The sequence below is a fragment of the Nocardioides sp. L-11A genome, from assembly GCA_029961745.1.
GTDB lineage: Bacteria > Actinomycetota > Actinomycetes > Propionibacteriales > Nocardioidaceae > Nocardioides.
Genome location: CP124680.1, coordinates 3,411,955 through 3,437,189, shown reverse-complemented (window position 1 = coordinate 3,437,189; position 25,235 = coordinate 3,411,955). Strand labels below are relative to the sequence as shown.

The window sequence follows — 25,235 nt, the reverse complement described above, 5'->3', positions numbered from 1 at the left end:
CGGTGTGGTCTGGAGCACTAGGGTCGACCTATGGAGATTCGCAACCTCGGGGCGAGTGGGCTCCGCATCTCGGCCATCGCCTACGGCAACTGGATCACGCACGGGTCCCAGGTCGAGGAGGACGGCGCCCTGGCCTGCGTGCGCCGTGCACTCGACGAGGGGATCACGACCTTCGACACTGCCGACGTCTACGCCAACACCGCCGCGGAGACCGTGCTCGGCAGGGCGCTCGCGGGGGAGCGGCGGGAGGGCCTGGAGATCTTCACGAAGGTCTTCTGGCCGACCGGGCCGGGGCGGCACAACGACCACGGTCTCTCGCGCAAGCACATCCTGGAGTCGATCGACGGTTCGCTGCGCCGGCTCGGCACCGACTACGTGGACCTCTACCAGGCGCACCGCTTCGACCACGAGACCCCGTTGGAGGAGACGATGCTGGCCTTCGCCGACGTCGTCAGGTCGGGCAAAGCCCTCTACATCGGGGTCTCGGAGTGGCGTGCCGAGGAGATCCGGGCGGCCGCGGAGCTGGCGCGCGAGCTGCGGGTGCCGCTGATCTCCAACCAGCCGCAGTACTCCATGCTGTGGCGGGTGATCGAGGCCGAGGTGGTGCCGACCTCGCAGGAGCTCGGGATCGGCCAGATCGTGTGGTCGCCGATCGCCCAGGGCGTGCTCACCGGCAAGTACCGCCCCGGTCAGGCCCCGCCGGGCGGCTCGCGGGCGACCGACGAGAAGGGCGGCGCCAACGACATCAGCCGCTGGCTGCGCGACGACGTCCTCGAGCGGGTGCAGCTGCTGGTGCCGATCGCCGAGGGGGCCGGACTCTCGCTCGCCCAGCTCGCCGTCGCCTGGGTGCTGCAGAACGACAACGTGTCCGCCGCCATCATCGGCGCGAGCCGCCCCGAGCAGGTCACCGAGAACGTGAAGGCCGCCGGGGTGCGCCTCGACGCCGACACGCTGACCGCGATCGACCGGGCCCTCGACGGCGTCGTCACCACCGACCCGGCACTGACCCGCTCGCCCCGCCGCTCGGAGATCCTCGGCTGACTGCACCGGCGCGGCAGGCCCGGGCTCAGAGCGCGAACATGTAGCGGCTGGTCGGCACCAGGTCGAGGCCGTCGGCCGCGCCGAAGCGCGCGCAGCTGTCCATCAGCCTCGTGAACCGGCGCTGGAGCTCGGCATCGTCGCCGCCACTGCCGTAGAACGCGTGCTGGTCGCTCAGCGCGGCCATCGGGAACAACTCCTCCACGATGCCGGCGACGTCGCCACCGCCGGGCGTGAGCGATGCGAGGACCGGGTTCTGCACGTACCCGAAGGTGCCCTGGGCCTCGATGGCGACCGTCGTGTGCCGCTGCAGCCAGTCGGTCAGCCAGGCGGCGTGCGGCATCGTCGCGGGCCGGCGCAGGAAGGCGAGGTTGGCCAGCGCGTCGGCGCGCTCGCCGTCCGGCACCGCGGGCGGGACCAGCGGCTCCCGCTCGTCGACGGACCACGCGTGGACGTCGGGGTCGTGGCGTCGTACGACGTCGAGGACGGTCTCGGGCCCGCCGTCGGTCCACATCGAGACCACTGCCGTGATCGGTGCGCCGGGACCGAACCGCATCGCCGGTGCGACGGCGTCGTCGTCGAGGTTGACCTGGAGCCGGGTGGCCCCGGCGGCGGCTGCCTCCGCGCGGAACGCGGGGGCGAGCAGGGCGGGACCGGGGCCGTGCAGCGCGGCGATGACCTTCACGCCGAGGAACCTACGTGCCGAGGGACCTACGTGTCGTAGTCCTCGGGCAGCGGCTGGCCGATCTTCACCCGCGACTTGGGCAGCCGCATGAACTTCATCTGCATCGAGCGGGTCAGGGCGTAGTAGGTCGTCCCCTTGAGCGGCTCGCCGGGGAAGCGGGTGGCCAGCTCGCGACGCAGCCGGAACCGGAGCAGGATCATGTCGGTCACCACGAACAGCACCGTGGCGAGCAGGATCATGCTGCTGGCCTGCGCCAGCGCGGAGCTGCCGGTGTAGCCGAGCATCAGGCCGATGATCATCAGCGGGATGACCATCTCGACGATGGAGAAGCGCCGGTCGACGTAGTCGCGGATGAAGCGGCGCACTCGCCCCTTGTCGCGGGGCAGGAAGTAGCGCTCGTCGCCGCTCTTCATGCCCTGGCGGATCTTGCGGCTCTCCTCGGCACGGAACTCGCGCTGGCGGCGGGAGGCCTCCTTGCGGTCGCGCGGGCCCTTCGCACGCGCCTTCGCAGCGGCCTCGGCCTCCTTGCGCGTGGGGGTCGGACGGCCCTTGCCGCCGGGCTTCGCCTCGGGAGCGGCCTGCTCCTCGGCGGTGGGGGACTTGGTGCGCTTGAACACGCTCAGGCCTTCCTGACCAGACTGGACTTCAGCTGCATCGCCCCGAACCCGTCGACCTTGCAGTCGAGGTCGTGGCCGCCGACCCGGTTGTCGGCCGGCACCAGCCGGATGCCGCGGACCTTGGTGCCGGACTTGATCGGCTTCGGGGCGCCCTTGACCGGTAGGTCCTTGACGACGATGACGTCGTCGCCGTCGGTCAGCGGGTTGCCGTTGGCGTCGCGGACCTCGTCGGCCGCGGCCAGCTCGGAGGCGGCCGCCTCGGCTTCCGCGGGCGACCACTCGTGGGCGCACTCGGGGCAGACCATCAGGTCGCCCATCGCGTAGGTGAACTCGCTCCCGCACGCGGGACAGGCGGGCAGCGCGTCGTCAGTCACGGTGCGACTTCCCGGGCAGGTCGAGCATCCGCTGGAGGGCGGTCAGCGCGTCGGCCTCGGTCTGCGGGTCGACCTCGATCTGGTTGACCACGACACCCTCGACGAGGTTCTCCAGCGCCCACACGAAGTGGGGCAGGTCGATCCGGTTCATCGTGGAGCAGTAGCAGACGTTGCGGTCCAGGAACATGATGTTCTTGTCCGGGTGCGCGTCGGCCAGGCGCTGCACGAGATTGAGCTCGGTGCCGATCGCCCAGCTGGAGCCGGCGGGCGCGGCCTCGATGGTCTTGATGATGAACTCCGTGGAGCCGACCAGGTCGGCCTTGAGCACGACCTCGTGCTGGCACTCGGGGTGGACGAGGACGTTGAGGTCCTCGACCTTGGCCCGCAGCTCGTCGATCACGTCGGCGGAGAACCGGCCGTGGACCGAGCAGTGCCCCTTCCACAGGATCATCCGGGCGCCGGCCAGCTCCTCGGCGGTCAGGCCGCCGTTGGGCTTGTGGGGGTTCCACACGACGCACTCGTCGAGGTCGAAGCCCAGCTGCAGGACGGCGGTGTTGCGGCCGAGGTGCTGGTCGGGCAGGAAGAGGACCTTGGTGTCGGGGCCCTTCTGCTCGAAGGCCCAGTCGAGGGCGACCTCGGCGTTGGACGAGGTGCACACGACACCGCCGTTGCGACCGCAGAACGCCTTGATGGCGGCGCTGGAGTTCATGTACGTCACCGGGACCACGGAGTCCTGGACGCCGGCGGCTGCGAGCGCCTCCCAGGCCTTCTCGACCTGGGCGATCCGCGCCATGTCGGCCATCGAGCAGCCGGCGGCGAGGTCGGGCAGGATCACCTTCTGCCCCGCGCCGGTGAGGATGTCGGCCGACTCGGCCATGAAGTGCACGCCGCAGAAGACGATGAACTCCGCGTCGGGGCGCGCCGCGGCGTCGCGGGCGAGCTTGAAGGAGTCGCCGGTCACGTCGGCGAACTGGATGACCTCGTCGCGCTGGTAGTGGTGGCCGAGCACGAACAGCCGCTCGCCCAGCTTCTCCTTGGCGGCGCGGGCGCGCGCCACCAGGTCCGGGTCGGAGGGTGCCGGCAGGTCGCCGGGGCACTCGACGCCCCGCTCGGAGAGCGGGTCCGTGCCACGGCCGAGCGGCAGCAGCGGAAGGTCCACGGTGGTCATCTGGCCATTCTAGTTTGGCGCGGGAGCGCTACAGCAGCGCCCCGTGGTGCACGTACGGCGCGGGGGGTGCCATGCCGCGCAGGCCGAGGAAGCCCTGGGCCACGACGTCCATCCGAGCGGCGAGCGCGACCTCGACCGCCCAGTAGTTCGCGGACGTCACGTGGGGCACCTCGTAGCGCTCGCCGGCGTCGGCGAGACACGCGCCCAGCAGGGTCCGGGCGACGTCCTCGTCGCGGGCGGCGAGCAGCGCCAGGACCGCTCCGTTCGTGTACGCGTAGCCGGAGCGGTCGACGGTCACGACCAGCCGTCCGGCGGCCAGCAGCCGCTCGTGGTCGGGCCCGTGCGGCCCGCCGCGCAGGGCGCGGTCGAGCTCGTCCATCCACGCGAGGTCGCCGGGCCCGCCGTCGCGTACGTCGGACGCCGCGGGCAGGGCCGAGCGGTCCACGGCACCTCGCAGGGTGAGCTGGGGGTGCAGCCGGAAGCCGGCCTGGTGGTAGCGGCGCAGTGCGCGCGGATCGACCGAGGCGGCGAGCATCCCGCGTGGCAGGTGGTCGCCGTACGCCGCGGCGGCGTCGAGCACCTGGGCGCCGATGCCGGCGCCCTGCAGGCCCGGACGCACCGCGAAGGTCGCCAGGCACCAGACCTCCTCGCGCCGGAAGCCGGTAGCGAAGCCGACCACCTCGCCGTCCCGCTCCGCGACCCACGACCCGCCCGGGTCGGAGCCGAGGAAGCCGCGCGTGCGCGCCGTCCAGGCGGCGCGGTGCTCAGGCGAGCGCCGCCGGGGAGCCGGCGCCGACGGGAGCTGGTTCGCGGTGTCGAGGGCGAAGAAGGCGTCGTCGCTGATCCGCTCGGCGGTGGGCACGTCGGCTTCGGTCATCGGTCGGACGACGGTCGGTCGCTTCGCGCCCCCGTGGCTCCGCCTCTGCACGTCCTGCATGCCTGCGACGGTAGATGTCCACCATGATGTGACGCATGCGGATTCTGGTGGCGCCCGACAAGTTCGCGGGCACGCTGACGGCGGTCGAGGCGGCCGAGGCGATCGCCGCCGGCTGGCGCCGGCACGCTCCCGACGACGAGGTGGTGCTGGCGCCGATGTCCGACGGAGGGCCGGGCTTCGTCGACGTGCTGCACGCGTCGCTCGGGGGCGAGCTGCTGGCGGTGGTGGGGGAGGCACCTCAGGGTCATGAGGTGCCGGCCACGATCCTCAAGGTCGGCGACACGGTGTACGTCGAGAGCGCCCAGGTGTGCGGCGTGCACCTCACCGGCGGCCGACTCGGCGAGTTCGGTACGACGGTGGGCGTCGGCCGGCTGCTCCTGGAGGCCGTCGACGCGGGCGCGGCCCGGGTGGTCGTCGGCCTCGGCGGCTCCGGGACCAATGACGGTGGTGCCGGCCTGCTCGCCGCGCTCGGCGCCGACGCGGACGTGGCGCTGGACGTCGGCGGGATCTTCCTCGACGGTGTGACCCGGGTGGACCTCAGCATCGCCCGCGGCCTCGTCGACGGGGTCGAGCTGGTCGCGGCGACCGACGTCGACAGCCCGCTCACCGGGCTGTTCGGGGCGAGCAAGACGTTCGGCGCCCAGAAGGGCATCGACGAGGAGACCCAGGTCCTGCTCGACGGCTTCCTGGAGAGCTTCGCCGCCGTGACCGACCGCCGGCTCGCGCTCGCGCCGGGCGCCGGGGCGGCCGGCGGCCTGGGCTTCGCCCTGATGCTGCTCGGGGGCACCCGCGTCTCGGGCATCGGCCTGGTCGCCGAGGCCGTCGGACTGGCCCGCCAGGCGCGCGCTGCCGACCTGGTCGTCACCGGTGAGGGGTCCTTCGACTTCAGCAGCCGCGCCGGCAAGGTGCCGGCGGGCGTCGCGGCGGTCGCCGCCGAGGCGCTCCGGCCGTGCGTGACGCTGGCCGGGCGGGTGCTCGTCGGTTCCCGGGAGATGCGCGCGCTCGGCATGGACGCGGCGTACTCCCTCGTCGACGCGGTGGGGGAGGAGCGGGCCCTCGCCGACCCGGCCGGCGCGCTCACGGAGCTCGCGGCCCGGGTGGCGCGGACCTGGTCGAGCTAGGAACCACGGCCGAACTCGGCGCCGGCACCTCTCGCCAACAGGTGGAACGTGTTCTAGATTTGCTCGCGTGACGGACATCAGGACGCGATTCGACGACCTCCGGGCGGCGGAGCATGCGACTCCCGCCGACCTCGACGCCCTCTGGGCCGATCTCGCGACCGTCCGGGTCGACGAGATGCTGGGGCCCTGGCGCGGCGGCGACTTCGCCACCGGGCATGTCGCCAGCACCGTGCTCAAGAAGGTGCGGTGGCACGGCAAGCGGTTCGACAGCCCGCTCGCGGCGGTGCCGCTGGTGTGCCGCGACGAGAACGGCGAGCTGTACTCCAACCTCGAGGCTGGAGGCGGCGGAGAGGCGTCGCTGTGGCCGGTCGGCTTCCGCGGCGAGGTCACCGCCACGATGGTCTACGACAAGATGCCGGTCCTCGACCACTTCAAGAAGGTCGACCACCACACCGTGATGGGCATCATGAACGGCAAGCTGGCCGGCACCTTCGGCATCGACGCCCTCTACTACTTCTGGCTGGAGCGTGACGTATGAGGACGACCGCCTATCTCGTCGAGGAGCCGGGCGGCGACTTCGTCGTCGCCGATGTCGAACTCGAGGATCCCCGCGACGACGAGGTGCTGGTCCGGATCGTCGCGACCGGCCTGTGCCACACCGACCTGACCGTCCCGACGATGCTGCCGCAGGAGATGCTGCCGACGGTGGTGGGCCACGAGGGCACCGGCGTCGTGGAGCGGGTGGGTGCGGCGGTGCGCGGCATCGAGGTCGGCGACCACGTCGTGATGAGCTTCCGTTCCTGCCGTGAGTGCGGTCCCTGCCGGGCCGGCGACGTCGGCTACTGCGAGCAGTCGCTGCTGCTCAACTACATGGGCATGCGCGCCGACGGCTCGACCACGATGAAGCGCGACGACCAGACCGTCTTCGGCAACTTCTTCGGTCAGTCCAGTCTGGCCCGGCACGCCCTGGCGTACGCCGACAACTGCGTCGTCGTCGACAAGTCCCTCGACCTGACCCGGCTCGCCCCCTTCGCCTGCGGCTTCCAGACCGGTGCCGGCACCGTGCTCAACGTCCTCGACGCCAGTCCGGACCGGCCGATCGTCGTCTTCGGTGCCGGGGCCGTCGGCCTCGCCGCCGTCGCCGCCGCCCGCGGTGCGGGGGTCGAGACCGTCGTCGCGGTCGACCCGGTCGCGGCCCGCCGCGCCCTCGCCGAGGAGTACGGCGCCCACGCGGTCGACCCGGGCGACGAGGTGGCCGGCCCGGTCGAGGAGCAGGTCAAGGCACTGACCGGCGGGGGAGCGGCGTACGCGATCGACACGACGGCGATCCCTGCCGTCGTGCTCCAGGCCCAGCGCTCGCTGCGCCCGCGCGGCATGCTGGTCGCCCTCGGGCTGGGTGCACCGGAGTACACCATCGACGCCATCGACCTGCTGCAGTCGGGCAAGATCGTGCGTTCCTCGATCGAGGGGGAGGCCGACCCGCTGGTGACCATCCCCGAGCTGATCGCCCTGCGCGAGGCGGGCCGGTTCGACGTGGACCACCTCGTCACGACGTACCCCTTCGAGAAGATCGCGGACGCCGTGGCCGACTCCAAGGCCGGCGCGGTGGTCAAGCCGGTGCTGGTCTGGGGGGAATAACCAGGTCTGTGCGACCATTGGGCTAGTCGAACACCGACCTGACACACCCTGGAGTGAGCATGAGCGACAGCTGCTGCGGAGGCGGCCACAGCCACGAGGCCCCCGGCGCGACCACGACCGTCGCGGCGCCGGTGGACTTCGAGCGCCGTGAGGACCAGATCAACCTGAGCCCGGTGGCGGCCACGAAGGTCAAGAGCCTGCTCGAGCAGGAGGGTCGCGACGACCTGTCCCTGCGGATCTCCGTGCAGCCCGGCGGCTGCTCGGGGCTGCGCTACCAGCTCTTCTTCGACGAGCGGACCCTCGACGGCGACGTCGTCACCGACTTCGACGGCGTGGGCGTCGTGGTCGACCGGATGAGCGTCCCCTACCTCAACGGCGCGGTCATCGACTTCGTCGACACCATCGAGAAGCAGGGCTTCACGATCGACAACCCGAACGCGACGGGCTCCTGCGCCTGCGGCGACTCCTTCAACTGAGTTTGTCTGGCCGAGCGCGTCGCCGATCGCGCGGCACCGCACGGTCCTCGCTTCGCTCGGACCGCGGGCGCCGCGCGATGCGCTCCGCGCAGGCGCCACGCTGCCGGCCCGCGGTCGAGTGAGCACAGGGAAAGCGCCGCTGGCGACAAGCCGGCGGCGCTTCGCATTTCCTGTGCGGTGTCGACCTGGTCCAGGTGCTAGTCCAGGTGCAGGTGCAGCGCGTTGGCGAGGCGCTGGGCGGCCTCGCTGATCTCGATCTCGCGTTTCGGGGTCTCGCGGGGGAGCTCGTCGAAGTGGAGGCTGGGCGCGGGGCGGGTCGCCTGCACCGCAGCGTCCTGGAGCCGGCGGCTGACGGCCTGGCAGTCCGCGTGCAGCTCGGCGGGGGTGGCGATCTCCTCGTAGGGCGGCATGTCATCGACGCTAGGCGTTACTTTCCGGTAGACCCAGAGGCAACCGCGTCGCTGCGGCGACGGCTCGGTTAACCTTCCGTATCGTGACTGCACCCACGGGCTCCCTCCTGATCGCCGGCTCGATCGCCACCGACCACCTGATGACCTTCGGCGGCAAGTTCGCCGACTCGCTGGTCGTCGACCAGCTCGACAAGCTGTCGGTCTCCTTCCTGGTCAACGACCTGGAGATCCGGCGCGGCGGCGTGGCTCCCAATATGTGCTTCGGCCTGGCCCGGCTCGGCCTGCGCCCGGTGCTCGTCGGCGCGGCCGGCGAGGACTTCGCCGACTACCGCTCCTGGCTCGAGCGCAACGGCGTCGACTGCGACTCCGTGCACATCTCCGACACCAAGCACACCGCCCGCTTCGTCTGCACCACCGACACGACCATGGCCCAGTTCGCCTCCTTCTACCCGGGCGCGATGAGCGAGGCCAGCCAGATCGAGCTGCTCCCGATCGTGCAGCGGGTCGGCGCGCCGGTGTACGTCCTCATCGGGGCCGACGACCCCGATGCCATGAAGCGGCACACCGAGGAGTGCCGCCAGCGCGGCTACGCCTTCATCGCCGACTGCTCCCAGCAGCTCGCGTTCGCCGAGGGCGACCTGATCCGCGACCTGATCGACGGCGCCGCGATCCTGTTCTCCAACGAGTACGAGTCGCACGTCATCGAGAAGAAGACCGGCTGGAGCGCCGAGGAGGTCCTGGCCCGCGTCGGCCTCCAGGTCACCACCCTCGGCAAGGACGGCGTCCGGGTGACCTCCAGCGATGGCACCTCCTTCGAGATCCCCGCCGCCAAGGACGTCGCGGCGGTCGAGCCCACCGGCGTCGGCGACGCCTTCCGCGGCGGCTTCCTCGCGGCGCTGTCGTGGGGCACCTCGCTCGAGCGGGCCGCCCAGGTCGGCTGTGTGCTCGCCGCGTACGTCGTCGAGACGGTCGGCACCCAGGAGTACGACTTCACCCACCAGCAGTTCGTGGCGCGGATCCGCGACTCCTACGGCGCCGAGGCCGGCGACGAGGTGGGCAAGCACCTCGGGCTCTGAGCGGCGGCCTCAGCCGCGGCGCCGTACGACGTAGCGGGGCGCGCCGTCGTCGGCGACCTCCTCGCCGACGTACTCCTGCCCGCGCATCCGGCACCACGCCGGTACGTCGTGCCGCGCGGCCGGGTCCCGGGCGACCACGGCGAGCAGGTCGCCCACCGCGACCGACGGCAGCGCCCTGGCCAGCTCGATGATCGGGCGCGGGCAGGGCAGGTCGCGACAGTCGAGCTCGGGCGCCGGCGTGCTCACAGCCCGGCCTCCGCGCGGATCCGGTGGACCTCGTCGGCCAGTGCGGCGCAGAACCCCGCCACCTGCTCGGCGGTGGTGTCGCGGCCGAGCGAGACCCGGACGTTGCCGTGCGTGAGCGCTCCCATCGCGGCCAGCACGTGGCTCGGCTCGAGGGTGGAGGCGGTGCACGCCGAGCCGCTGGCGACGCCGTAGCCGCGGCGGGCGAGGGCGGAGACGATCTCGTCGCCGCCGACGTAGAGGCAGGAGAAGGTCACCAGGTGGGGCAGCCGGTCGGTCGCGTCGCCGACCACCTCGGTGTCGGGTAGGGCGCCGGCCGCGGCGCGGATCCGGTCGACGAGCGCGAACTGCCGCGCCGCGACCTCCTCCCGCTCGGCCAGCACGGCCTGCAGTGCCGCCGCGGCAGCCAGGGTCGCCGGGACGTCCGGGAAGCCGCCGAGCTGGTCCAATCCGTCGTCGCCGGGGAAGGGGGTGGTCCACCGGGTGCCGCGCCGCACGACCAGCACGCCGACGCCCGCGGGCCCGCCCCATTTGTGCGCGGACGCGGTCAGCGCGTCCCAGCGCCGGGGGAGCGGCACCCGCCCGGCCGCGGCCGCCGCGTCCACGAGAAGCGGTACGCCGGCCGGCAGCTCGACCTCGTCGACCGGCTGCAGCGTCCCGACCTCCTGGTTGGCGGCCTGCAGGGCGACCGCGCCGACGCCGGGTCCTCCGGCGGCGGCCGCCAGCGCGGCCACGTCCACCCGGCCGGTCGCGTCCACCGGGACGACGGCGTGCGCGGGGGAGGGGCGCCAGGCCGCCGCGTGCAGCACCGAGGAGTGCTCGACCGCGCCGTACACGATCCCGTCGCGTCCGGTCGCCGCGGTGAGACCGAGCAGACCCCGGTGGACGGCGTCGGTCCCGGAGGCGGTGAAGCCCACCTCGTCGGGCCGGGCGCCGAGGCACTCGGCCACCACGGCACGGGCGTTGTCGAGGAGCAGGCGGGCGTCGCGCCCGGCCGCGTGGAGGCGCCGCGGATCGCCGTACCCGCGATCGAGGGCGGCGAGCAGGGTGTCGCGCGCGGCCGGGTGGAGCGGGGTGGACGAGGCCGAGTCGAGGTAGACCTCGGGGGTGCTGCTCACGTCCGCACCCTAGTTGAGCCCGCCTTGTACGCTCCGGCCCCGCCCCACGCGCCCCTGAAGACCCACCCCGCGCCCCGGTCGGGGTCGCCCTCCGCTAGTGTTCGCAGTGGTTCTGACCCTCGAGAGGAAGGCTCGTTCGTGGGCTGGTGGCACCCCGAGCGCACGCGTGGCGCGCAGCGACGTTCCCGTCGCGCGATCCCGCTCGCCGGATTCGTCGTACTCGCGCTCGCGCTGTCCGGCTGCTCGACCGATTCCCAGTGGGAGCGGTTCGGCATGCCGGAGATCAAGTCCGAGCAGGGCGAGCACATCCTGCAGTTGTGGCAGGGCGCGTGGATCGCCGCGCTGATCATCGGTGTGATCACCTGGGCGCTGATCATCGGCGTGCCGCTGTGGTTCCGCCGGCGCAGCGACGACGAGGTCCCGGTGCAGACCCGCTACAACCTGCCGATCGAGATCTTCTACACGATCTTCCCGGTCATCATGGTCATCGCGTTCTTCGCGCAGACCGTCCGGGTGCAGAACCTCGCGCTCGAGCACGTCAACCCCGACGTCGTGGTGAAGGTCGTCGGCCAGAAGTGGTCGTGGACGTTCAACTACCCCGACTCGGTCGAGACCGACGAGGGCACCAACGTCTTCGTCTCGGGCACCGGCGAGGACATCCCGACGCTGGTCATCCCGGTCGACAAGACCGTCGAGTTCCAGCTCTACAGCCCCGACGTCATCCACAACTTCGGCATCCCGGCCTTCGCGATGCGCATGGACGTCGTGCCGGGCAACGACAACTCCTACCAGGTGACCCCCACCGAGACCGGTGAGTACGCCGGCAAGTGCTACGAGCTCTGCGGCGCGTACCACTCGCGGATGCTCTTCAACGTCAAGGTCGTCACCCAGTCCGAGTACGACGCCTTCCTGGCCGACCTCGCGAAGGACCCGGCGCACATCTCGGAGACGCCGGTGCTGGGTGGCAAGTACTCCACCGAGCTCATCAACAACGACGACGAGGGAGAGGAAGAGTGACCACTCTCGCGCGTTCCGCGGACTTCCCCGAGCGCAAGCCGCTGGGGCAGCAGCTCGTCCGCATCATGACGACCACCGATCACAAGCTGATCGGCAACCTGTACTTCGGCACTGCCATGGCCTGGTTCATGGCGGGCGGCATCATGGCGCTGCTCATCCGGTCCGAGCTCGCCTACCCGGGCAGCCAGCTGGTCAACGAGGAGCTCTACAACCAGCTTTTCACCATGCACGGCACGATCATGCTGCTGCTGTTCGCCACCCCGCTGTTCTTCGGGTTCGGCAACGCGATCATGCCGCTGCAGATCGGCGCGCCCGACGTGGCGTTCCCGCGCCTCAACATGTTCAGCTACTGGCTGTACCTGTTCGGCGGCCTGATCGCCGGCGCGGGCTTCCTCACCCCGGGCGGCGCGGCCTCCTTCGGCTGGTTCGCCTACACCCCGCTGTCCGACTCGGTCAACAGCCCCGGTGCCGGTGGCGACCTGTGGATCATGGGTCTGTGGATGGCCGGTCTCGGCACCATCCTCGGTGCGGTCAACTTCATCACCACGATCATCTGCATGCGTGCCCCCGGCATGACCATGTTCCGGATGCCGATCTTCGTCTGGACCGTGCTGATCACCGCGATCCTGGTGCTCATCGCCTTCCCGATCCTCGCCGGCGCGCTGCTCTCCCTCGAGGCCGATCGACAGCTCGGGGCCCATGTGTTCGACACATCGCACGGTGGGGCGATCCTGTGGCAACACCTGTTCTGGTTCTTCGGGCATCCGGAGGTCTACATCATCGCGCTGCCGTTCTTCGGCATCGTGTCCGAGATCCTGCCGGTCTTCAGCCGCAAGCCGATCTTCGGCTACGTCGGCCTGGTCGGCGCGACGCTCGGCATCGCGATCCTGTCGGTGGCGGTGTGGGCCCACCACATGTTCGTCACCGGCGCGGTGAACCTACCGTTCTTCTCCGGTATGACGTTCTTGATCGCGGTCCCGACCGGCGTGAAGTTCTTCAACTGGATCGGCACGATGTGGGGCGGGTCCGTACGCATGGACACACCCATGCTCTGGTCGATCGGCTTCCTCACGACCTTCCTCTTCGGTGGCCTGACGGGCATCATCCTGGCCAGCCCGCCGCTGGACTTCCACGTCTCCGACTCCTACTTCGTGGTGGCGCACTTCCACTACACGGTGTTCGGCACGGTTGTGTTCGCGATGTTCGCGGGCTTCTACTTCTGGTGGCCGAAGTTCACCGGGCGGATGCTGGACGAGCGGCTCGGCAAGATCCACTTCTGGCTGCTGTTCATCGGCTTCCACACGACCTTCCTCATCCAGCACTGGCTGGGCATCGAGGGCATGGCCCGTCGCTACGCCGACTACCTGCCCAAGGACGGCTTCACCACGCTGAACCAGATCTCGACCATCGGCGCGTTCATTCTCGCCTCCTCGATGCTGCCGTTCTTCTACAACGTCTACGTCTCCCGCAAGGGTCCACTGGTCAACACCGACGACCCATGGGGCTGGGGCCGGTCGCTGGAGTGGGCCACGAGCTGCCCGCCGCCGCGCCACAACTTCCACTCGATCCCGCGGATCCGCTCGGAGTCGCCGGCGTTCGACCTCCACCACCCGGAGATCGCCGCCATCGAGATGTATGACGAGCCGGTCGCCGCGGGCCCCGGTGCCAAGGAGGTCGACGCCTGATGAAGGTCGAAGCATGGATCTTCGGCGTGACCACGGTCTTCCTGGTCCTGGTCAGCCCCGCCTACTGGTTCATCACCGATGCCAGTGACGCAGGCCCCGACTGGACCGGCACCTCGGCGCTGGTGATGACCACCCTCCTGTGCGCGATGGTCACCCTCTACATCGGGTTCCACGCCAACCGGATGGACGCCCGCCCGGAGGACCTCAAGGACGGCGAGATCGCCGACGGCGCGGGCGAGCTGGGCTTCTTCCCGCCGTACTCCTGGTGGCCGCTGTGGTGCGCCGGCACCCTCAGCCTGATGGTCTTCGCGATCGCGGTGCTGGCCTGGTGGCTGTTCATCATCGGCATCGTGCTCGGCGCCATCGCGCTGACCGGATGGATCTTCGAGTACTATCGGGGCGAGTACGCCCACTGATATATGGCGCGAGCGCGTCGCCTGTCGAGTGCCGCCGCACGGTCCTCGCAAGCTCGGACCGCGGGCGTCGCTCCACGCGCTTCACGCGGGCCGCGCTGCCGCGCACGCGGTCGAGGCGCTCTCGGGACCGGTAGTCCGGCGGCCGACGCTCCCGCTTCGCGCGGGCGCCACGCCCGCGTCGGTGGGCGGTGTGACACCGCCGACGTGTTCGTAGCCGGGATTCGGCGGATCCGGCAGGTAGGCTCTTTCGGTGCCTTCCCCGTCGACACACCTCCGTCCGCGTGCCCTGCGCGCTGCCTCGGTCCTGGTTGCCGTGGCTCTCGTCGCGGCCGGTTGCGACGGGTCGGGCCTGGTCCCCGGTGCCGGTCCCGCCGACGATGAGACCACCGCGGCGGCCGCGTCCGAGGCCGTCGTGACGACCAATGTCGCGGACGACGCCACCGGTGTCGCGGTCGACAAGGTGGTCAAGGTCAAGGCCGAGCAGGGCACGCTCTCCTCGGTCGTGCTCAAGTCCAAGGACGGCCGGATCGACGGCGAGCTCCGTGCCGACGGGACCCGATGGGTCTCCGCCGGAGGCCTCGAGCCGGGCGTCCGTTACCGGGTGCGCGCGGTCGCCGAGAACGCCGACGGCAAGCGCGTCCAGAGTCTCTCGTCCTTCACCACCCAGGCGCTGAGCCTGGACCAGCAGACCTACCCGTCCCTCGCTCCGTTGCAGGGCGAGACCGTGGGGGTCGGCATGCCGGTCGTCGTCACCTTCGACCTCCCGGTCACCGACCAGGCGGTCTTCGAGAAGCACATGACGGTGACCTCGACCCCGGCCCAGCCGGGCACCTGGCACTGGCTCAGCAGCACCGAGGCGCACTGGCGTCCTGAGGCATACTGGCAGGCCGGCACCAAGGTCAGTGTCGACGTCGCCGTCAACGGGGTGAGCGCCGGCGGAGGCATCTACGGCCAGGAGGACCGCACGGTCGACTTCGAGGTCGGCGCCGCCCACATCTACAAGGTCAATGCGAAGACCCATCAGATGAATGTCTTCGAGAACGGCAAGCTGCTGCGCACCATCCCGGTCACGACCGGCAAGCCGGGCTTCACCACCCGCTCCGGCGTGAAGGTCGTCATGGAGAAGTACGACCAGAAGCGGATGAACTCCGAGACCGTCGGCATCTCCCGCGGCTCCGCCGAGGCCTACGACATCGACAACGTGAAGTGGGCGATGCGGCTGACCAGCTCCGGCGAGTTCATCCACGCCGCGCCCTGGTCCGTCGGCTCCCAGGGCCGCGCCAACGTCTCCCACGGCTGCACCGGCCTGAGCACCGACAACGCCGGCTGGCTCTACTCCATGACCCGGCGCGGCGACGTCGTCGAGTACGTCGGCACCGACCGCCCGATGGAGCCCGGCAACGGGTGGGGCGACTGGAACGTCCCCTGGGGCGAGTACGTCGCGGGGTCCGCGCTCGGCTGAGCGCCATCAGGCCGTTCGACGGGCTGTGTCTCAGCGTGCTGGAACACGTCCCGCTCGGCGGTGAGATCGTCGCGCTCCTGGTGACGATCGGGCAGATCAGTTGAGCTCGTAGCTGAGATCCTGCTGCTGGTCACGGCTGGTTGCAGAGGTACGTCAGGGCCTGATTGACCTGAGAGAGCTCGGACTTCGCCTTGCGGGACTTGTGCTTCAGCTTCCTGACGCGCTTGTCCTTGTCGGCCCTCTTGGCCTTCTTGAGCTTCTTCGCCAGCTTGGCGATCTTCTCGGTCAGGGTGTCGGACCGATTCTGGAGCTGCACGTGCTCCGGCGACCCCAGGCACCCGCCAGGCGCGGAGGCGGTCCAGCCGACATTGCCCTGAGTGGTGCATTTGTTGGTGGGATCGTCGTCCCAGCCGGGCTCCTCATAGGCGAACCTGCCGATCATCCGACCCGGATCGATGGATCCGTCGATCTCGAGGTCGTTCACCTGACCGAGACCGGGGGACATGGTCGAGAAGAACAGGTAGTCGTCCTCGTAGCCGGGAGGTGTGGTGATGGGAATCGGACCGGTGAGTGTGTAGCTGTAGCGGGTGCCGGCGCACGCGGCGTTGGCGGGATTGGCCGGGAAGACCGCGTCGATGACGCTGAACCGGCTGATAGACCGGCCGTCGGCTGAGACGGTGACCTCGACTCTCCCGGCGCCCGGGGGACTGGCGTACATGACCCTGCCCGGCAGCGGGTAGCCCACGTAGGTGACTCCCGCTTGGGCGTAGGTCGGCGAGGGCGACAGCGCGGCCTCAGCAGACACCGGGGTGGCTACCGCGAGGGGGGTCAGTGCCAGCGCGGCCGTGGCAGCAGACGCGAGGAGCACTTGGACTGACCTCTTGCCCGTACGGATCATCGCCATACTCTCAGGTGTGGGTGAGTGAGTGACCCGCACACTAGACCCCGTCCGACCGGACCCCAGCCGATCGGCAGAACCTGCTTCCTGCCGAAGAGATCGGCGGCCGGGGCACACCGGCTGTCGCGACGACCGTTCAGCCGAGAACAGGACGCGCCGCTGGCCGAGGAGTCGAGCCGATGGGCGATCGGACCCGTCAGATGAAGTCGGCCCGGTAGCTCAGTTCGTAGGTGAGATCTCTCCTTCGAGCGCGGATCACTCGAGCGGGGACTCCGGCAGCGACGGTGAACGGGGGAATGTCGTTGGTGACCACCCCACCGGCAGCGACAACAGCTCCTTCGCCGATCTTGACATTGGCCAGGACGAGGACGCGCTCGCCCAGCCAGGCGCGGTCGCCGATCTCGATCGGCCCGTAGGAATCGGCGAACGAGGGCGAGTCGACGTCGTGCTTCGCGGTCTGCAACGCGCACTCACTGCCGATGTTGACGTTGCTTCCGATGCGGATGCCGCCTCGCGCGTCGAGGCGCGATCGCCGGCCGACGACGGTGTTCGCTCCCACGCTCAGCCGATGCGGAGCGCTGATCTCGACGTGCATCATGAGCATCCCGACGGAGCGCTCCCCGAATCCGACGCCGGCCAGGGCGTAGAGATGATGGCGCAAGGCGACGAAGGGGACTTTCCCGACGATCTCGTTGAGCAGGTACTGGATCAGCCGGTTCCTCATCGGGTGTCGTCAGTTCCTTCCTCGTGCTCGGGCGTCGACGCCGCCGCGGCGCACACGACCGTCCAACCCACCGGCAGGGCGCGCCGCCGGTCGAGGCGGTCGAGCCGGTGGGACCATCGGCCGAGGGCGACCGCGGACAGTTTGGCACCCTGGATCGCCAGACGCTGCGGGACGGAGACCTCACCGGTGGGATCCGTCGTCGCGAAGGCGTAGTCGCGCAGTGCCTCGCCCGCGGTGCCGAACCACCCCGTCATCGGGCGGACATCGATCGACGTGAAGCCCGCGTGGTCCAACGTCCTGTGCAGACCGTGGGAGGTGGGCCGCCAGAAGTCGAACGGCTCCTCGTGGAGCGGGACGACGAAGGGAACCGTCAGCGCCAGTGAGCCGCCTGGGCGGAGGAGGCGCCGGATCTCAGCCAGGGCACGTCCCGGAGTCGCCGTGTGCTCGATGACCTCGGTGCAGAGAACGCCGTCGAAGGCGCCGCCGGGGATGGTGAGGCCGGACTCCAGGTCACCCACGACGTCGACGTCGCCGCCGTGGACGGAGTTCTCCCAGTCGTGGGTCCGATAGCGGCAGTGGTCGAAGAACGCGCGGTAGGGGGCGGTGCCGGCGCCGACGTCGAGGACCTCGGACCCGGGCTGGAGCGTGCGTGACCACGCCCGGACATGGTCGACGATCGCCCTGCGCCGGATGGGACTCTCGCGGACGAAGGCGAGCAGGGCGTCGTCGCCGGCGCCCGGTGGAGGAGTCGTGACCACCGTCACCTCGTTCTGTCTCGAAGGTAGAACCACGCCATCAGTACCAGCACGCAGACCTCGGCGAGGACCGCTGCCAGGGCGATCCCGGTCGCATGCTGCCACGCTGCCAGCGGAGCAGCGAGCATCAGGAAGACGACGGCGCCGACGGCACTGCTCAGCGTGACCGCACGGACATCGTCCAGCGCGGGCAGGCATGCCAGGCCGAGGACCGAGGACACCACGCCGACGCCGACGATGAGACCGACGAGCACGCCCAGGGTGCTGGTCGGCGCGATGTCGCCATCGGAGAGCAGCCGGGCGCCCAGGTGTGCGAGGAACGGGAACAGTACGGCGACCACGCAGCCGATCACGAGGGCGACGGCGCAGGCGCGATCGGTACGGCGGAGGGTCTCGGCCCGCTCGGGGGCGACGACACTGCCCTGGGTGACCTGGACGACGGGCCCGAGCGCCGTCAGCGCGAAGGTCTTGAACCTGTCGAGCAGGGCGTAGGACGCCAGGCCGGACGGTGCGAGCGCGGCCACGAACACCACCGGCAACGACGAGTACACGGTCACGGCGACCGTCACCGACAGCGAGGGGAGGGCATCTCGGATGCCGGCGACGGACCGGCGCGGCGGGGGAATGGTGATCGGCCCGGACCGCGACACGGTCCGCCAGGTGGCGCTCGTGGCCAGCAGTGAGCCGAGGAGCAGCGACGCGGGTACCAGCAGCAGCGTCCCCCCGAGCACGACACCGACGGCGCCGGCCAGGGAGCTGAGGGTGCGGGGCAGGGTCTCGCAGAGGAAGAGGCCCTGTGGTGAGCCGATCGCTGTGAAGTACCAGGCGGCGTTGAGACCGTAGGTCGCGCTCGCTGCCGCGACCAGTCCGGTCATCCACCTGTGGTCGGGCACGATGGCGTAGCCGACGATCAGACAGGCGGGCAGCGCGACCACGAGGGCGGCGCCCCGGGCGCCGAGGGAGTGCCCGTAGTAGCGGCTGCGGTCGGCGTCGGACATGGCCGCTGCGCGCGCCGGGCCGGCGACTCCCCAACCCAGGCTGACCAGCATCGCGGCGATGCCGCCGACGACCTGGCCCACGGCGACGGCGGCCCAGGGCGCGGCTCCGGCGCCTCGGATGATGAGAGGTATCGAGACCAGCCCGACCGTCGAGGTCACGCCGACGTTGAGCGCGAAGCCGCCGAGCCGCCCGGCCAGCCGGGACCGGCTCATGGTCGCCGCCCGGCCGCCAGTTCGGCGCACAACACGATCAGGTCGCGCAGCGCCCGGTCCCACACGAAGTCATGGACCAGGTCCCTCACCTCGGCCCGGTCGACCTCGTGCTGTCCGTCCAGCGCGGCGACGAGCGCTCGGGTGAACTCCTCGGGCCGGTCGACGATCGTGAGATGTGGTCCGCCGAGTCGCTCCAGGCCCAGGGCTCCCAGCCGCGTCGCGACGACGGGGGTGCCCGCGGCGAGGGCTTCCAGGATCTTCAATCGGGTCCCACCGGCGGCCCGGAGCGGCGCGGTCGCGACGGCAGCGGGCCCAACGAAGTCGAGCGGATCGCGGACGTCGCCGTGGACGCTCACCCCCGGTAGTCCGTCCAGGGCCCGCACGTCCCGGTCCGGTCGTGCGCCGACGATCCACAGCTCGGCGTCGGGCCGGGCGCGTATCACCTCGGGCCATACCCTCCGGGCCAGCCAGTCCGCGGCGTCGATGTTCGGCCGCCAGGAGAGCAGGGCCACGAACACCACCGCCTTCCGCCGCTCCCACTCCCTGTCGAACGCCGTCCTGCCGACCCCGTTCGGGGCGTGGACCAGGCGGAGGGGCCGGTCGCCGTTGAGGGCCTGGACCAGATCGGCATCGGTCGAGCTGACCACGGAGCCGGCGGCGAACCTCTCGCCGAGGCGTGCCTCCACGCTCCGCAGGCCACGAGCGTCCGCCCGGGCCCACGCCTGCCTCGCGAGACCGCGCGGACTCCGATCTCCAGCGATCGAGACGGCATAGCTCTGTGCGAGCGCGGACTCGACGTTGTGGAGGTCGATCACCACGGGCTCCGGGAGGATCGGCCGGTAGGCCGCCATGGTGCTGTACTCCAGGACGGTGATCTGGTGGTCCGTGGCGGAACGCAGCAGGACGATTCTGCGCACCATCCGCCAGCTGACCGTCCGTACGACCGTGGGACTCCCCGTCCGCAGCGCAGCCATCAGCACACGCAGGAAGCCGAGGACGGCGTGGGGCAGACGCCTGGCCGAGAGCCGCGCGTCGTCGACCGGGCTGCCGCCGGAGACGGGCCATCGCCACACCACATCCGTGGGGCCGACGGAGGCGCGAAGGGCGTCGGCGATGGCGGCAGTGCGCAGCGGGCCGCCGCTTCGGGGACTGGTGTGGTCGTGCATGGTGACCATGAGCACCCGGGGCCGGTACGCCGTCTCGGCGTCCGTCATGGCGCCACCGCCCGCATCGCCTCGCGGTACGCCCGCGCGTAGCGTCGGCCCGCGGCAGCGAGGGAGAAGTCCGACTCGAACGCGGCCCGGGCACGCCGACCGGTTGTGACCACCAGCTCCCGATCGGCGGCGAGCTCGATCAGACGGGTCGCGAGCTCCCGAGCGCCCGCGTGCGGCCCGACCGTGAGATGCGCATCGGGCAGGACCTCGTCGACTCCCTCGAGACCCTGCCGGACAACGCTGGCCCGGCCCAGTGCCGCCGCCTCCATGACGACGACCGGACACCCCTCGGAGAGCGACGGGAGGACCAGCAGGTCGCTGGAGGCCAGAACCTCCGTCGGGTCGTCCAGATAGCCGTGGAAGCGGACCTCTTGTGGAGGCAGCCCCAACGCCCGGGCCCGGTCCTTGAGGGAGCGCAGCAGCGGCCCGTCCCCGACGAGGTCGGCGCTGATCGGCACGCCTCGGGCGCGCGCGTCGGCGAGCGCCTCGATCAGCAGATGTGGTTGCTTGTGCTCGACCATGCGACCGACGAAGGCGACGGTGAGCGCGCTCCGGCCAGCCGGCGGGCGCACGCCGCGGTCACGCACGCCCTGACGGAGCCCCCGGACACGCACCAGCCGGAACAGGCGATACCGCGCGACGGATGCAGCAGCGCTGCTGGGAGCGTAGACGTCGGCCCCGGCGGCGCGCAGGGTCACTGCCCCGAGCGCACGCCGCACCCAGATCAGCGCCCGCGACAGGGCGTGGCGACCCCGGGGCTCCGCCGGGAGATGCAGCGTGACCAGGGTGGGGATCCGGTGCCGCCGGGCGGTCCAGAGCAACGACGTGGGCCAGGCCAGCAAGGTCGGTGCATGCAGATGGAGGACGTCGCTCGCCCGGACCTCGGCGCGGAGTCCCGTCGGCCCGTCGGCCCTCACGACATCGAGCCCGTCGAAGATCGGCGGGGCCGCCCGGTCGCCGACGACGGCGAGCGTGACGCGGAACTCAGGACTCTCCAGCTCGACGGCGGCGTCGCGGACGACCGTCTCCAGCCCGCCGATCTGATCGGCGGCGCGGACGACCAACAGCAGGCGGGCTGGACCGTTGGTCCGTGCTCGACGTGGGTGCCTCATCGACCCACCACCTCGGTCACCGCACGCGCATAGTCGGCGGCCACCCGGTCCCAGCCGTGGTCGGACGCCGCCGCGGCGAGTGCGCGGCGTGAGCAGGCGGCGTACAACGCGGCGTCGTCGAGCAGCTGTGTCACCGACGCCGCGACGGCGGCGGGATCGACCGCGGCGGCCACCACCCCGCACCCCGTGGCCCGAACCTGCTCGACCAGGCCCCCGACAGGTGTGGCGACGACGGGGACGCCCTCGGACAGGGCGATCGACAGCACGCCGGACTGCGATGCCTCGCGGTAGGGGAGGACGAGGACGTCGAAGCCGCCGACCACCTGGTTGGTCAGCTCCTCAGGGACCCAGCCGAGGTCCCACTCGATGCGGTGCCCGGCATCGGCGAGCCCGGCGGGGATCGTCCCGATGCCGTGGACCCGCGTGACGACATGAACGCCGCGCTCGGCCAGCAGCGCGGATGCCGCGACCAGGATGTCGACGCCCTTGTAGGGGAGGACCCGGCCGAAGAAGCCAAGCACGGGTGGGTCGTGTCGTGGAGCGGTGCGAGGGTACGCCGGCTCCTGGGCACCGAAGGCTCCGTGCACGGTCTCGAACACGGGGAGCCGTCCGCCGTACCGCAGGCGGAGCTCGGTGGCCACCGCCGCCGACAGGGCCACGACGGCGTTCGCCCTGCGCAGCTCCACGGCTCGCGCCCAGAGCTTGACGACGTGGTCGTCTCCGGCATGAGGTGTCGCGTCGTGGACGGTCACGATGAGCCGGGTCCGGCGGGGCAGGAGCAGCCTGATCGCGAGCGAGTGCCAGAGGCTGTACATCGAGGTCACCACGACCTGGGCCTCGACCGCACCGAGGAAGCGGCGGAATCTCACGATGTTGGCGACGAGGCGGGGCAGGCCGAGGACCGCGCCCCAGGCGCCCGTGTAGGTCTCGACGGCGAGTCGGCGGACGCCGAGGGCCGTGATGGCGGCCTCCTGCTCGGTGCCGGCGACGTGGGACACCGCCACTCGGACGTCCGCTCGGCCGTGCAGAGCCCGGCCGAGCTCATAGGTGAACCGGGGACCGGCACCGGTGCGCCCCCAGTGGAGCAGGACGAGCGAGAGCGGCGGCCCGTCGGCAGGTGGTGGCGCCGCGAGGTGCTCAGCCAACGCCGTACGCCTCCAGGAGGCGCGCGCGCTGGAGCGCGGGGGAGTGCGCGGACAGTGCGTCCTCCCAGACGCTCCGGTTGGCGTCGGCGGCGGCGCAGGAGGGGTCCAGCAGGATCTGCTCGGCCAGGGAGGCGAGCTCACCTGGATCACCGGCACGCACGGTCGCGGGGACGTGGTGGAACGCGGGGATGTCGCGCACCAGGATCGGCAGTCCCGAACGATGCGCCTCGAGCACGGACATCGGGAAGCCCTCCCAGGCGGCCGTGTGGAGATAGAGTCTGGCCGACGCCAGCAGGTCGAGCACACGGTCGCGGGAGACCCAACCCGTGACCTCCACCCCCGATGCCTCGAGCCGGGCGACCCCCGCGGCGTCACCGCCGCCGATCCACAGTGCGCCGACGTCGCCTCCGCGCTGTCGCAGCTCGCGCCACGCCGAGAGGAAGAAGTCGACGCCCTTCTGCGCCGAGATCCGGCCGAGGGCGACGACGAGGGGCCGCCCGGAGTCCCTCGGTCGGGTGGTGGCCATGCCGACCGTCGCGACATTGGGGACGTGCACCACGCGGCGACAGGTCCGCCAGGCCCGCGCCGCGCGCGCCTCTGCAGCCGAGCAGCCGGCGATGACGGTCGTGTTGACCGCCAGCGCCCACTCGACGAGGCGGTACAACCCTCGCAGCGGGCGGGGGATGTCGGTGCGCTCGAAGACGAAGCAATGGGGGGTATAGACCACCCGCGCGGACCGGCCGGCACGGAGGGCCAGGCGGGCGTAGAGGCCGGCGAAGCTCGAATGGGCATGGACCACGTCGGGCGACAGCCGGCGGACGGTCCGGCGCACCGTGCCGATGCTCCGGAGCCCGGACCCGGGGAGCTCGGCCACGGTCGCGAACAGAGTCTCCTCGCCGAAGGGCACGTAGTCCGCGCGGATCCTCCGGAGGAGATGGTGCTCGAGGTCGGGTGTGCTGTGCACGTACTGCACGGCGGCGGTCAGCGATCCGCTTCCGTAGCTCTCGATGACGTGGAGCACCCGGACGGGTGATGCAGCTCCCATCAGTCCGCTCCTCGCCTGGCCTTCCTCACCGCGCGCCGTCGTCGCGCCGTGTTCCCGGGACCCGCAAGATACCGCGGGGTGCTCAGCACGCTCCGTCGCCGCGCAGCACGGCCCGCGCGGTGCGGGCCAGGATCCCCAGGTCGGCGGCCATGGACCAGTTCTCGACGTACGACAGGTCGAGACGCTCCGCCTCCGCGGCGGTCAGCTCCGAGCGGCCGGAGACCTGCCACAGGCCGGTCATCCCCGGCCGGACCCGCAGCCGGCGGTGCATGGCGGGGCTGTAGCAGGCGACCTCGGCGGCGACCTGGGGGCGCGGCCCGACCAGGCTCATCTGACCGGCCAGCACGTTGAGGAGCTGGGGCAGCTCGTCGAGCGACCAGCGGCGCAGGACGGCGCCGACCCGGGTCACGCGCGGATCGGCCGGCAGCTTGAAGAGGAGCGGGGTCGTGCCGTGTGCGCCGACGAGCGCGGCGTGCTGGGCGGCGGCGTCCGGCACCATGCTGCGGAGCTTCCAGAGGCCGAACTCCCGGCCGTCGAGGCCGATCCGGCGGTGCCGGTAGAGCACCGGGCCGCCGTCGTCGAGCTTGACGGCCACGGCGAGGGCGAGCAGGAGCGGGGCGAACAGCAGGAGCAGCAGGGCCGCACCGACCCGGTCGAAGACGGCCTTGCCCCAGCGCAGCGCCTGGGCGACCTGGGGCGGGTCCACGTGCACGAACGGCAGGCCGGCGACGGGGCGCAGCCGCATCCGGGGACCGGCCACGTCGATCAGGTTCGGGAGCACGACGAGCTCGATGCCGGTGTCCTCGAGCTCCCACCCGACCTGCCGCAGGTCGAGCGACGAGGAGAACGAGCCGCCGGCGATCAAGAGCGTGTCGGCGTGGTGCTCGCGACACGCCGCGACGGCGGTGCCGGGGCCGCCGAGGATCGGCACCGGGAAGGACGGGGCGGAGCCGTCGATGCAGGCCCCGACGATCCGGTAGCCCAGCTCCGGCTGCCGGGCCAGGGCGGCGCCGAGCTCCCCGACGGCGACCGGATCGCCCACGACGACCATCCGGTTGACCAGCCGGTGGGCGCGTCGCAGCCGAGCGACGACCCGGCGCACGGCGTACCGCTCCAGCAGCAGCCCGGTGGTGCCGATGCCCCAGGCGAGGGCGAAGTAGCCCCGCGACATGTCGTAGTTGACGAGGTACGCCGCCATCGCGACCACTCCCGCGCCTGCGAGCGAGCCGCGGACCAGCGCCTTGAGCTCCTCGCCGCCGCGGGCGAGGGTCCGCGCCGACCACGCGCCGGCGAGGCCCAGCGCGGCGAGCCACACCGGGACCACCCAGCCGAAGTCGAGCAGCGGGACGCCCGTCAGCCGGTCGACATCGGCCGGCGGCCAGGTGGCGAGGCCGAACTTCAGGGCGACGGCGAGCAGCGCGGCGAGGCCGAGCGTGACCACGTCGAGCCCGACGACGACCGCCCGGACCCGGGTGAGACGACGCGCCGATCCGCTCCGCAGACGCGGGCGCGCCGGCGCCAGGGGAGAGGTCAGCACTGCCGTCATCGCCCCGCCCTTCCGCGTCGTCCCCGCGCTGTCGTGAGCACGCTATGCGGCGGGTCGCGTAACCCGGATCCGTCGATCCGGCGGAAATGGCAGCCCGGCGCTAG

General features: G+C 71.4%; 27 protein-coding genes. 10 read left to right on the top strand and 17 right to left on the bottom strand.

Annotation, left to right across the window (positions count from 1 at the left end; genetic code table 11):
- Positions 1 to 30: 30 nt before the first annotated feature.
- Entirely contained in the window at positions 31 to 1,041 is a 1,011-nt protein-coding gene (locus QJ852_16525; GenBank protein WGX94755.1) for an aldo/keto reductase family protein, read from the top strand.
- Between the two features lie 25 nt (positions 1,042 to 1,066).
- Here QJ852_16525 and QJ852_16520 read toward each other — a convergent pair whose 3' ends face one another.
- Genes QJ852_16520 through QJ852_16500 form a run of 5 tightly spaced genes read right to left on the bottom strand, consistent with a single transcriptional unit; the run spans position 1,067 to position 4,759 of the window.
- Complete coding sequence (locus QJ852_16520) at positions 1,067 to 1,723, bottom strand: hypothetical protein (protein WGX94754.1); 657 nt, start codon at positions 1,721 to 1,723, stop codon at positions 1,067 to 1,069.
- Between the two features lie 26 nt (positions 1,724 to 1,749).
- A complete protein-coding gene (locus tag QJ852_16515) occupies positions 1,750 to 2,340 on the bottom strand; it encodes a DUF3043 domain-containing protein (protein ID WGX94753.1) in 591 nt (196 codons plus the stop codon).
- 2 nt (positions 2,341 to 2,342) lie between these two features.
- Entirely contained in the window at positions 2,343 to 2,714 is a 372-nt protein-coding gene (locus tag QJ852_16510; protein ID WGX94752.1) for a zinc ribbon domain-containing protein YjdM, read from the bottom strand.
- Entirely contained in the window at positions 2,707 to 3,882 is a 1,176-nt protein-coding gene (gene nadA, locus QJ852_16505; protein WGX94751.1) for a quinolinate synthase NadA, read from the bottom strand. The genes QJ852_16510 and nadA overlap by 8 nt, the downstream gene beginning before the upstream one ends.
- 28 nt (positions 3,883 to 3,910) lie before the next feature.
- Positions 3,911 to 4,759: a GNAT family N-acetyltransferase gene (locus tag QJ852_16500; GenBank protein ID WGX94750.1), complete on the bottom strand. Its 849-nt coding sequence runs from the start codon at positions 4,757 to 4,759 to the stop codon at positions 3,911 to 3,913.
- A 95-nt stretch (positions 4,760 to 4,854) separates the two neighbouring features.
- Between QJ852_16500 and QJ852_16495 the strand changes: the two genes are divergently transcribed.
- From QJ852_16495 to erpA, 4 genes are all read left to right on the top strand, one after another.
- Positions 4,855 to 5,940 (top strand): glycerate kinase, encoded by a 1,086-nt coding sequence (locus QJ852_16495; GenBank protein ID WGX94749.1) that lies wholly within the window; start codon positions 4,855 to 4,857, stop codon positions 5,938 to 5,940.
- Between the two features lie 67 nt (positions 5,941 to 6,007).
- A complete protein-coding gene (locus tag QJ852_16490; GenBank protein ID WGX94748.1) occupies positions 6,008 to 6,478 on the top strand; it encodes a DUF4334 domain-containing protein in 471 nt (156 codons plus the stop codon).
- Positions 6,475 to 7,578 carry an NAD(P)-dependent alcohol dehydrogenase gene (locus tag QJ852_16485; protein ID WGX94747.1) on the top strand — a complete coding sequence of 368 codons (1,104 nt, stop codon included), beginning with the start codon at positions 6,475 to 6,477 and terminating at the stop codon, positions 7,576 to 7,578. Before QJ852_16490 ends, QJ852_16485 begins: the two co-directional genes overlap by 4 nt.
- Positions 7,579 to 7,637: 59 nt before the next feature.
- Positions 7,638 to 8,054 carry an iron-sulfur cluster insertion protein ErpA gene (erpA, locus tag QJ852_16480; protein ID WGX94746.1) on the top strand — a complete coding sequence of 139 codons (417 nt, stop codon included), beginning with the start codon at positions 7,638 to 7,640 and terminating at the stop codon, positions 8,052 to 8,054.
- A 197-nt stretch (positions 8,055 to 8,251) separates the two neighbouring features.
- Here the strand turns inward: erpA and QJ852_16475 are convergent, their stop codons facing one another.
- A complete protein-coding gene (locus tag QJ852_16475; GenBank protein WGX94745.1) occupies positions 8,252 to 8,464 on the bottom strand; it encodes a hypothetical protein in 213 nt (70 codons plus the stop codon).
- 140 nt (positions 8,465 to 8,604) lie between these two features.
- On the opposite strand from QJ852_16475, the gene QJ852_16470 reads away from it, so the two are divergent.
- Positions 8,605 to 9,540, top strand: coding sequence for a carbohydrate kinase family protein (locus tag QJ852_16470; GenBank protein ID WGX99474.1), 936 nt, complete (start codon positions 8,605 to 8,607; stop codon positions 9,538 to 9,540).
- A gap of 9 nt (positions 9,541 to 9,549) precedes the next feature.
- Here the strand turns inward: QJ852_16470 and QJ852_16465 are convergent, their stop codons facing one another.
- Together QJ852_16465 and QJ852_16460 are read right to left on the bottom strand one after the other, a co-directional pair.
- The gene (locus QJ852_16465; protein WGX94744.1) at positions 9,550 to 9,786 is read right to left on the bottom strand and encodes a sulfurtransferase TusA family protein; all 237 of its coding nucleotides are present in this window, start codon (positions 9,784 to 9,786) and stop codon (positions 9,550 to 9,552) included.
- Entirely contained in the window at positions 9,783 to 10,901 is a 1,119-nt protein-coding gene (locus QJ852_16460) for an aminotransferase class V-fold PLP-dependent enzyme (GenBank protein WGX94743.1), read from the bottom strand. Before QJ852_16460 ends, QJ852_16465 begins: the two co-directional genes overlap by 4 nt.
- A 138-nt stretch (positions 10,902 to 11,039) precedes the next feature.
- Between QJ852_16460 and coxB the strand changes: the two genes are divergently transcribed.
- The 4 genes from coxB to QJ852_16440 all read left to right on the top strand — a co-directional run bounded on the left by coxB (position 11,040) and on the right by QJ852_16440 (position 15,481).
- The gene (gene coxB, locus QJ852_16455; GenBank protein ID WGX94742.1) at positions 11,040 to 11,918 is read left to right on the top strand and encodes a cytochrome c oxidase subunit II; all 879 of its coding nucleotides are present in this window, start codon (positions 11,040 to 11,042) and stop codon (positions 11,916 to 11,918) included.
- On the top strand, positions 11,915 to 13,603 hold the full coding sequence (gene ctaD, locus QJ852_16450) for a cytochrome c oxidase subunit I (protein ID WGX94741.1): 1,689 nt from the start codon (positions 11,915 to 11,917) through the stop codon (positions 13,601 to 13,603). Before coxB ends, ctaD begins: the two co-directional genes overlap by 4 nt.
- Positions 13,603 to 14,019 carry a cytochrome c oxidase subunit 4 gene (locus tag QJ852_16445; protein ID WGX94740.1) on the top strand — a complete coding sequence of 139 codons (417 nt, stop codon included), beginning with the start codon at positions 13,603 to 13,605 and terminating at the stop codon, positions 14,017 to 14,019. The genes ctaD and QJ852_16445 overlap by 1 nt, the downstream gene beginning before the upstream one ends.
- Positions 14,020 to 14,269: 250 nt before the next feature.
- On the top strand, positions 14,270 to 15,481 hold the full coding sequence (locus tag QJ852_16440) for an Ig-like domain-containing protein (GenBank protein WGX94739.1): 1,212 nt from the start codon (positions 14,270 to 14,272) through the stop codon (positions 15,479 to 15,481).
- 130 nt (positions 15,482 to 15,611) lie between these two features.
- Here the strand turns inward: QJ852_16440 and QJ852_16435 are convergent, their stop codons facing one another.
- The 9 genes from QJ852_16435 to QJ852_16395 all read right to left on the bottom strand — a co-directional run bounded on the left by QJ852_16435 (position 15,612) and on the right by QJ852_16395 (position 25,131).
- A complete protein-coding gene (locus tag QJ852_16435) occupies positions 15,612 to 16,379 on the bottom strand; it encodes a hypothetical protein (GenBank protein ID WGX94738.1) in 768 nt (255 codons plus the stop codon).
- A gap of 196 nt (positions 16,380 to 16,575) precedes the next feature.
- The gene (locus tag QJ852_16430; GenBank protein WGX94737.1) at positions 16,576 to 17,103 is read right to left on the bottom strand and encodes an acyltransferase; all 528 of its coding nucleotides are present in this window, start codon (positions 17,101 to 17,103) and stop codon (positions 16,576 to 16,578) included.
- Positions 17,100 to 17,861, bottom strand: coding sequence for a class I SAM-dependent methyltransferase (locus QJ852_16425; protein ID WGX94736.1), 762 nt, complete (start codon positions 17,859 to 17,861; stop codon positions 17,100 to 17,102). Before QJ852_16425 ends, QJ852_16430 begins: the two co-directional genes overlap by 4 nt.
- Before the next feature lie 2 nt (positions 17,862 to 17,863).
- Complete coding sequence (locus tag QJ852_16420) at positions 17,864 to 19,069, bottom strand: hypothetical protein (GenBank protein WGX94735.1); 1,206 nt, start codon at positions 19,067 to 19,069, stop codon at positions 17,864 to 17,866.
- Entirely contained in the window at positions 19,066 to 20,283 is a 1,218-nt protein-coding gene (locus QJ852_16415) for a glycosyltransferase (protein ID WGX94734.1), read from the bottom strand. Before QJ852_16415 ends, QJ852_16420 begins: the two co-directional genes overlap by 4 nt.
- A complete protein-coding gene (locus QJ852_16410; GenBank protein WGX94733.1) occupies positions 20,280 to 21,395 on the bottom strand; it encodes a glycosyltransferase in 1,116 nt (371 codons plus the stop codon). Before QJ852_16410 ends, QJ852_16415 begins: the two co-directional genes overlap by 4 nt.
- The gene (locus tag QJ852_16405; GenBank protein ID WGX94732.1) at positions 21,392 to 22,540 is read right to left on the bottom strand and encodes a glycosyltransferase; all 1,149 of its coding nucleotides are present in this window, start codon (positions 22,538 to 22,540) and stop codon (positions 21,392 to 21,394) included. The genes QJ852_16410 and QJ852_16405 overlap by 4 nt, the downstream gene beginning before the upstream one ends.
- The gene (locus tag QJ852_16400) at positions 22,533 to 23,585 is read right to left on the bottom strand and encodes a glycosyltransferase (GenBank protein WGX94731.1); all 1,053 of its coding nucleotides are present in this window, start codon (positions 23,583 to 23,585) and stop codon (positions 22,533 to 22,535) included. Before QJ852_16400 ends, QJ852_16405 begins: the two co-directional genes overlap by 8 nt.
- Before the next feature lie 82 nt (positions 23,586 to 23,667).
- Positions 23,668 to 25,131 carry a sugar transferase gene (locus QJ852_16395; protein WGX94730.1) on the bottom strand — a complete coding sequence of 488 codons (1,464 nt, stop codon included), beginning with the start codon at positions 25,129 to 25,131 and terminating at the stop codon, positions 23,668 to 23,670.
- Positions 25,132 to 25,235 lie beyond the last annotated feature (104 nt).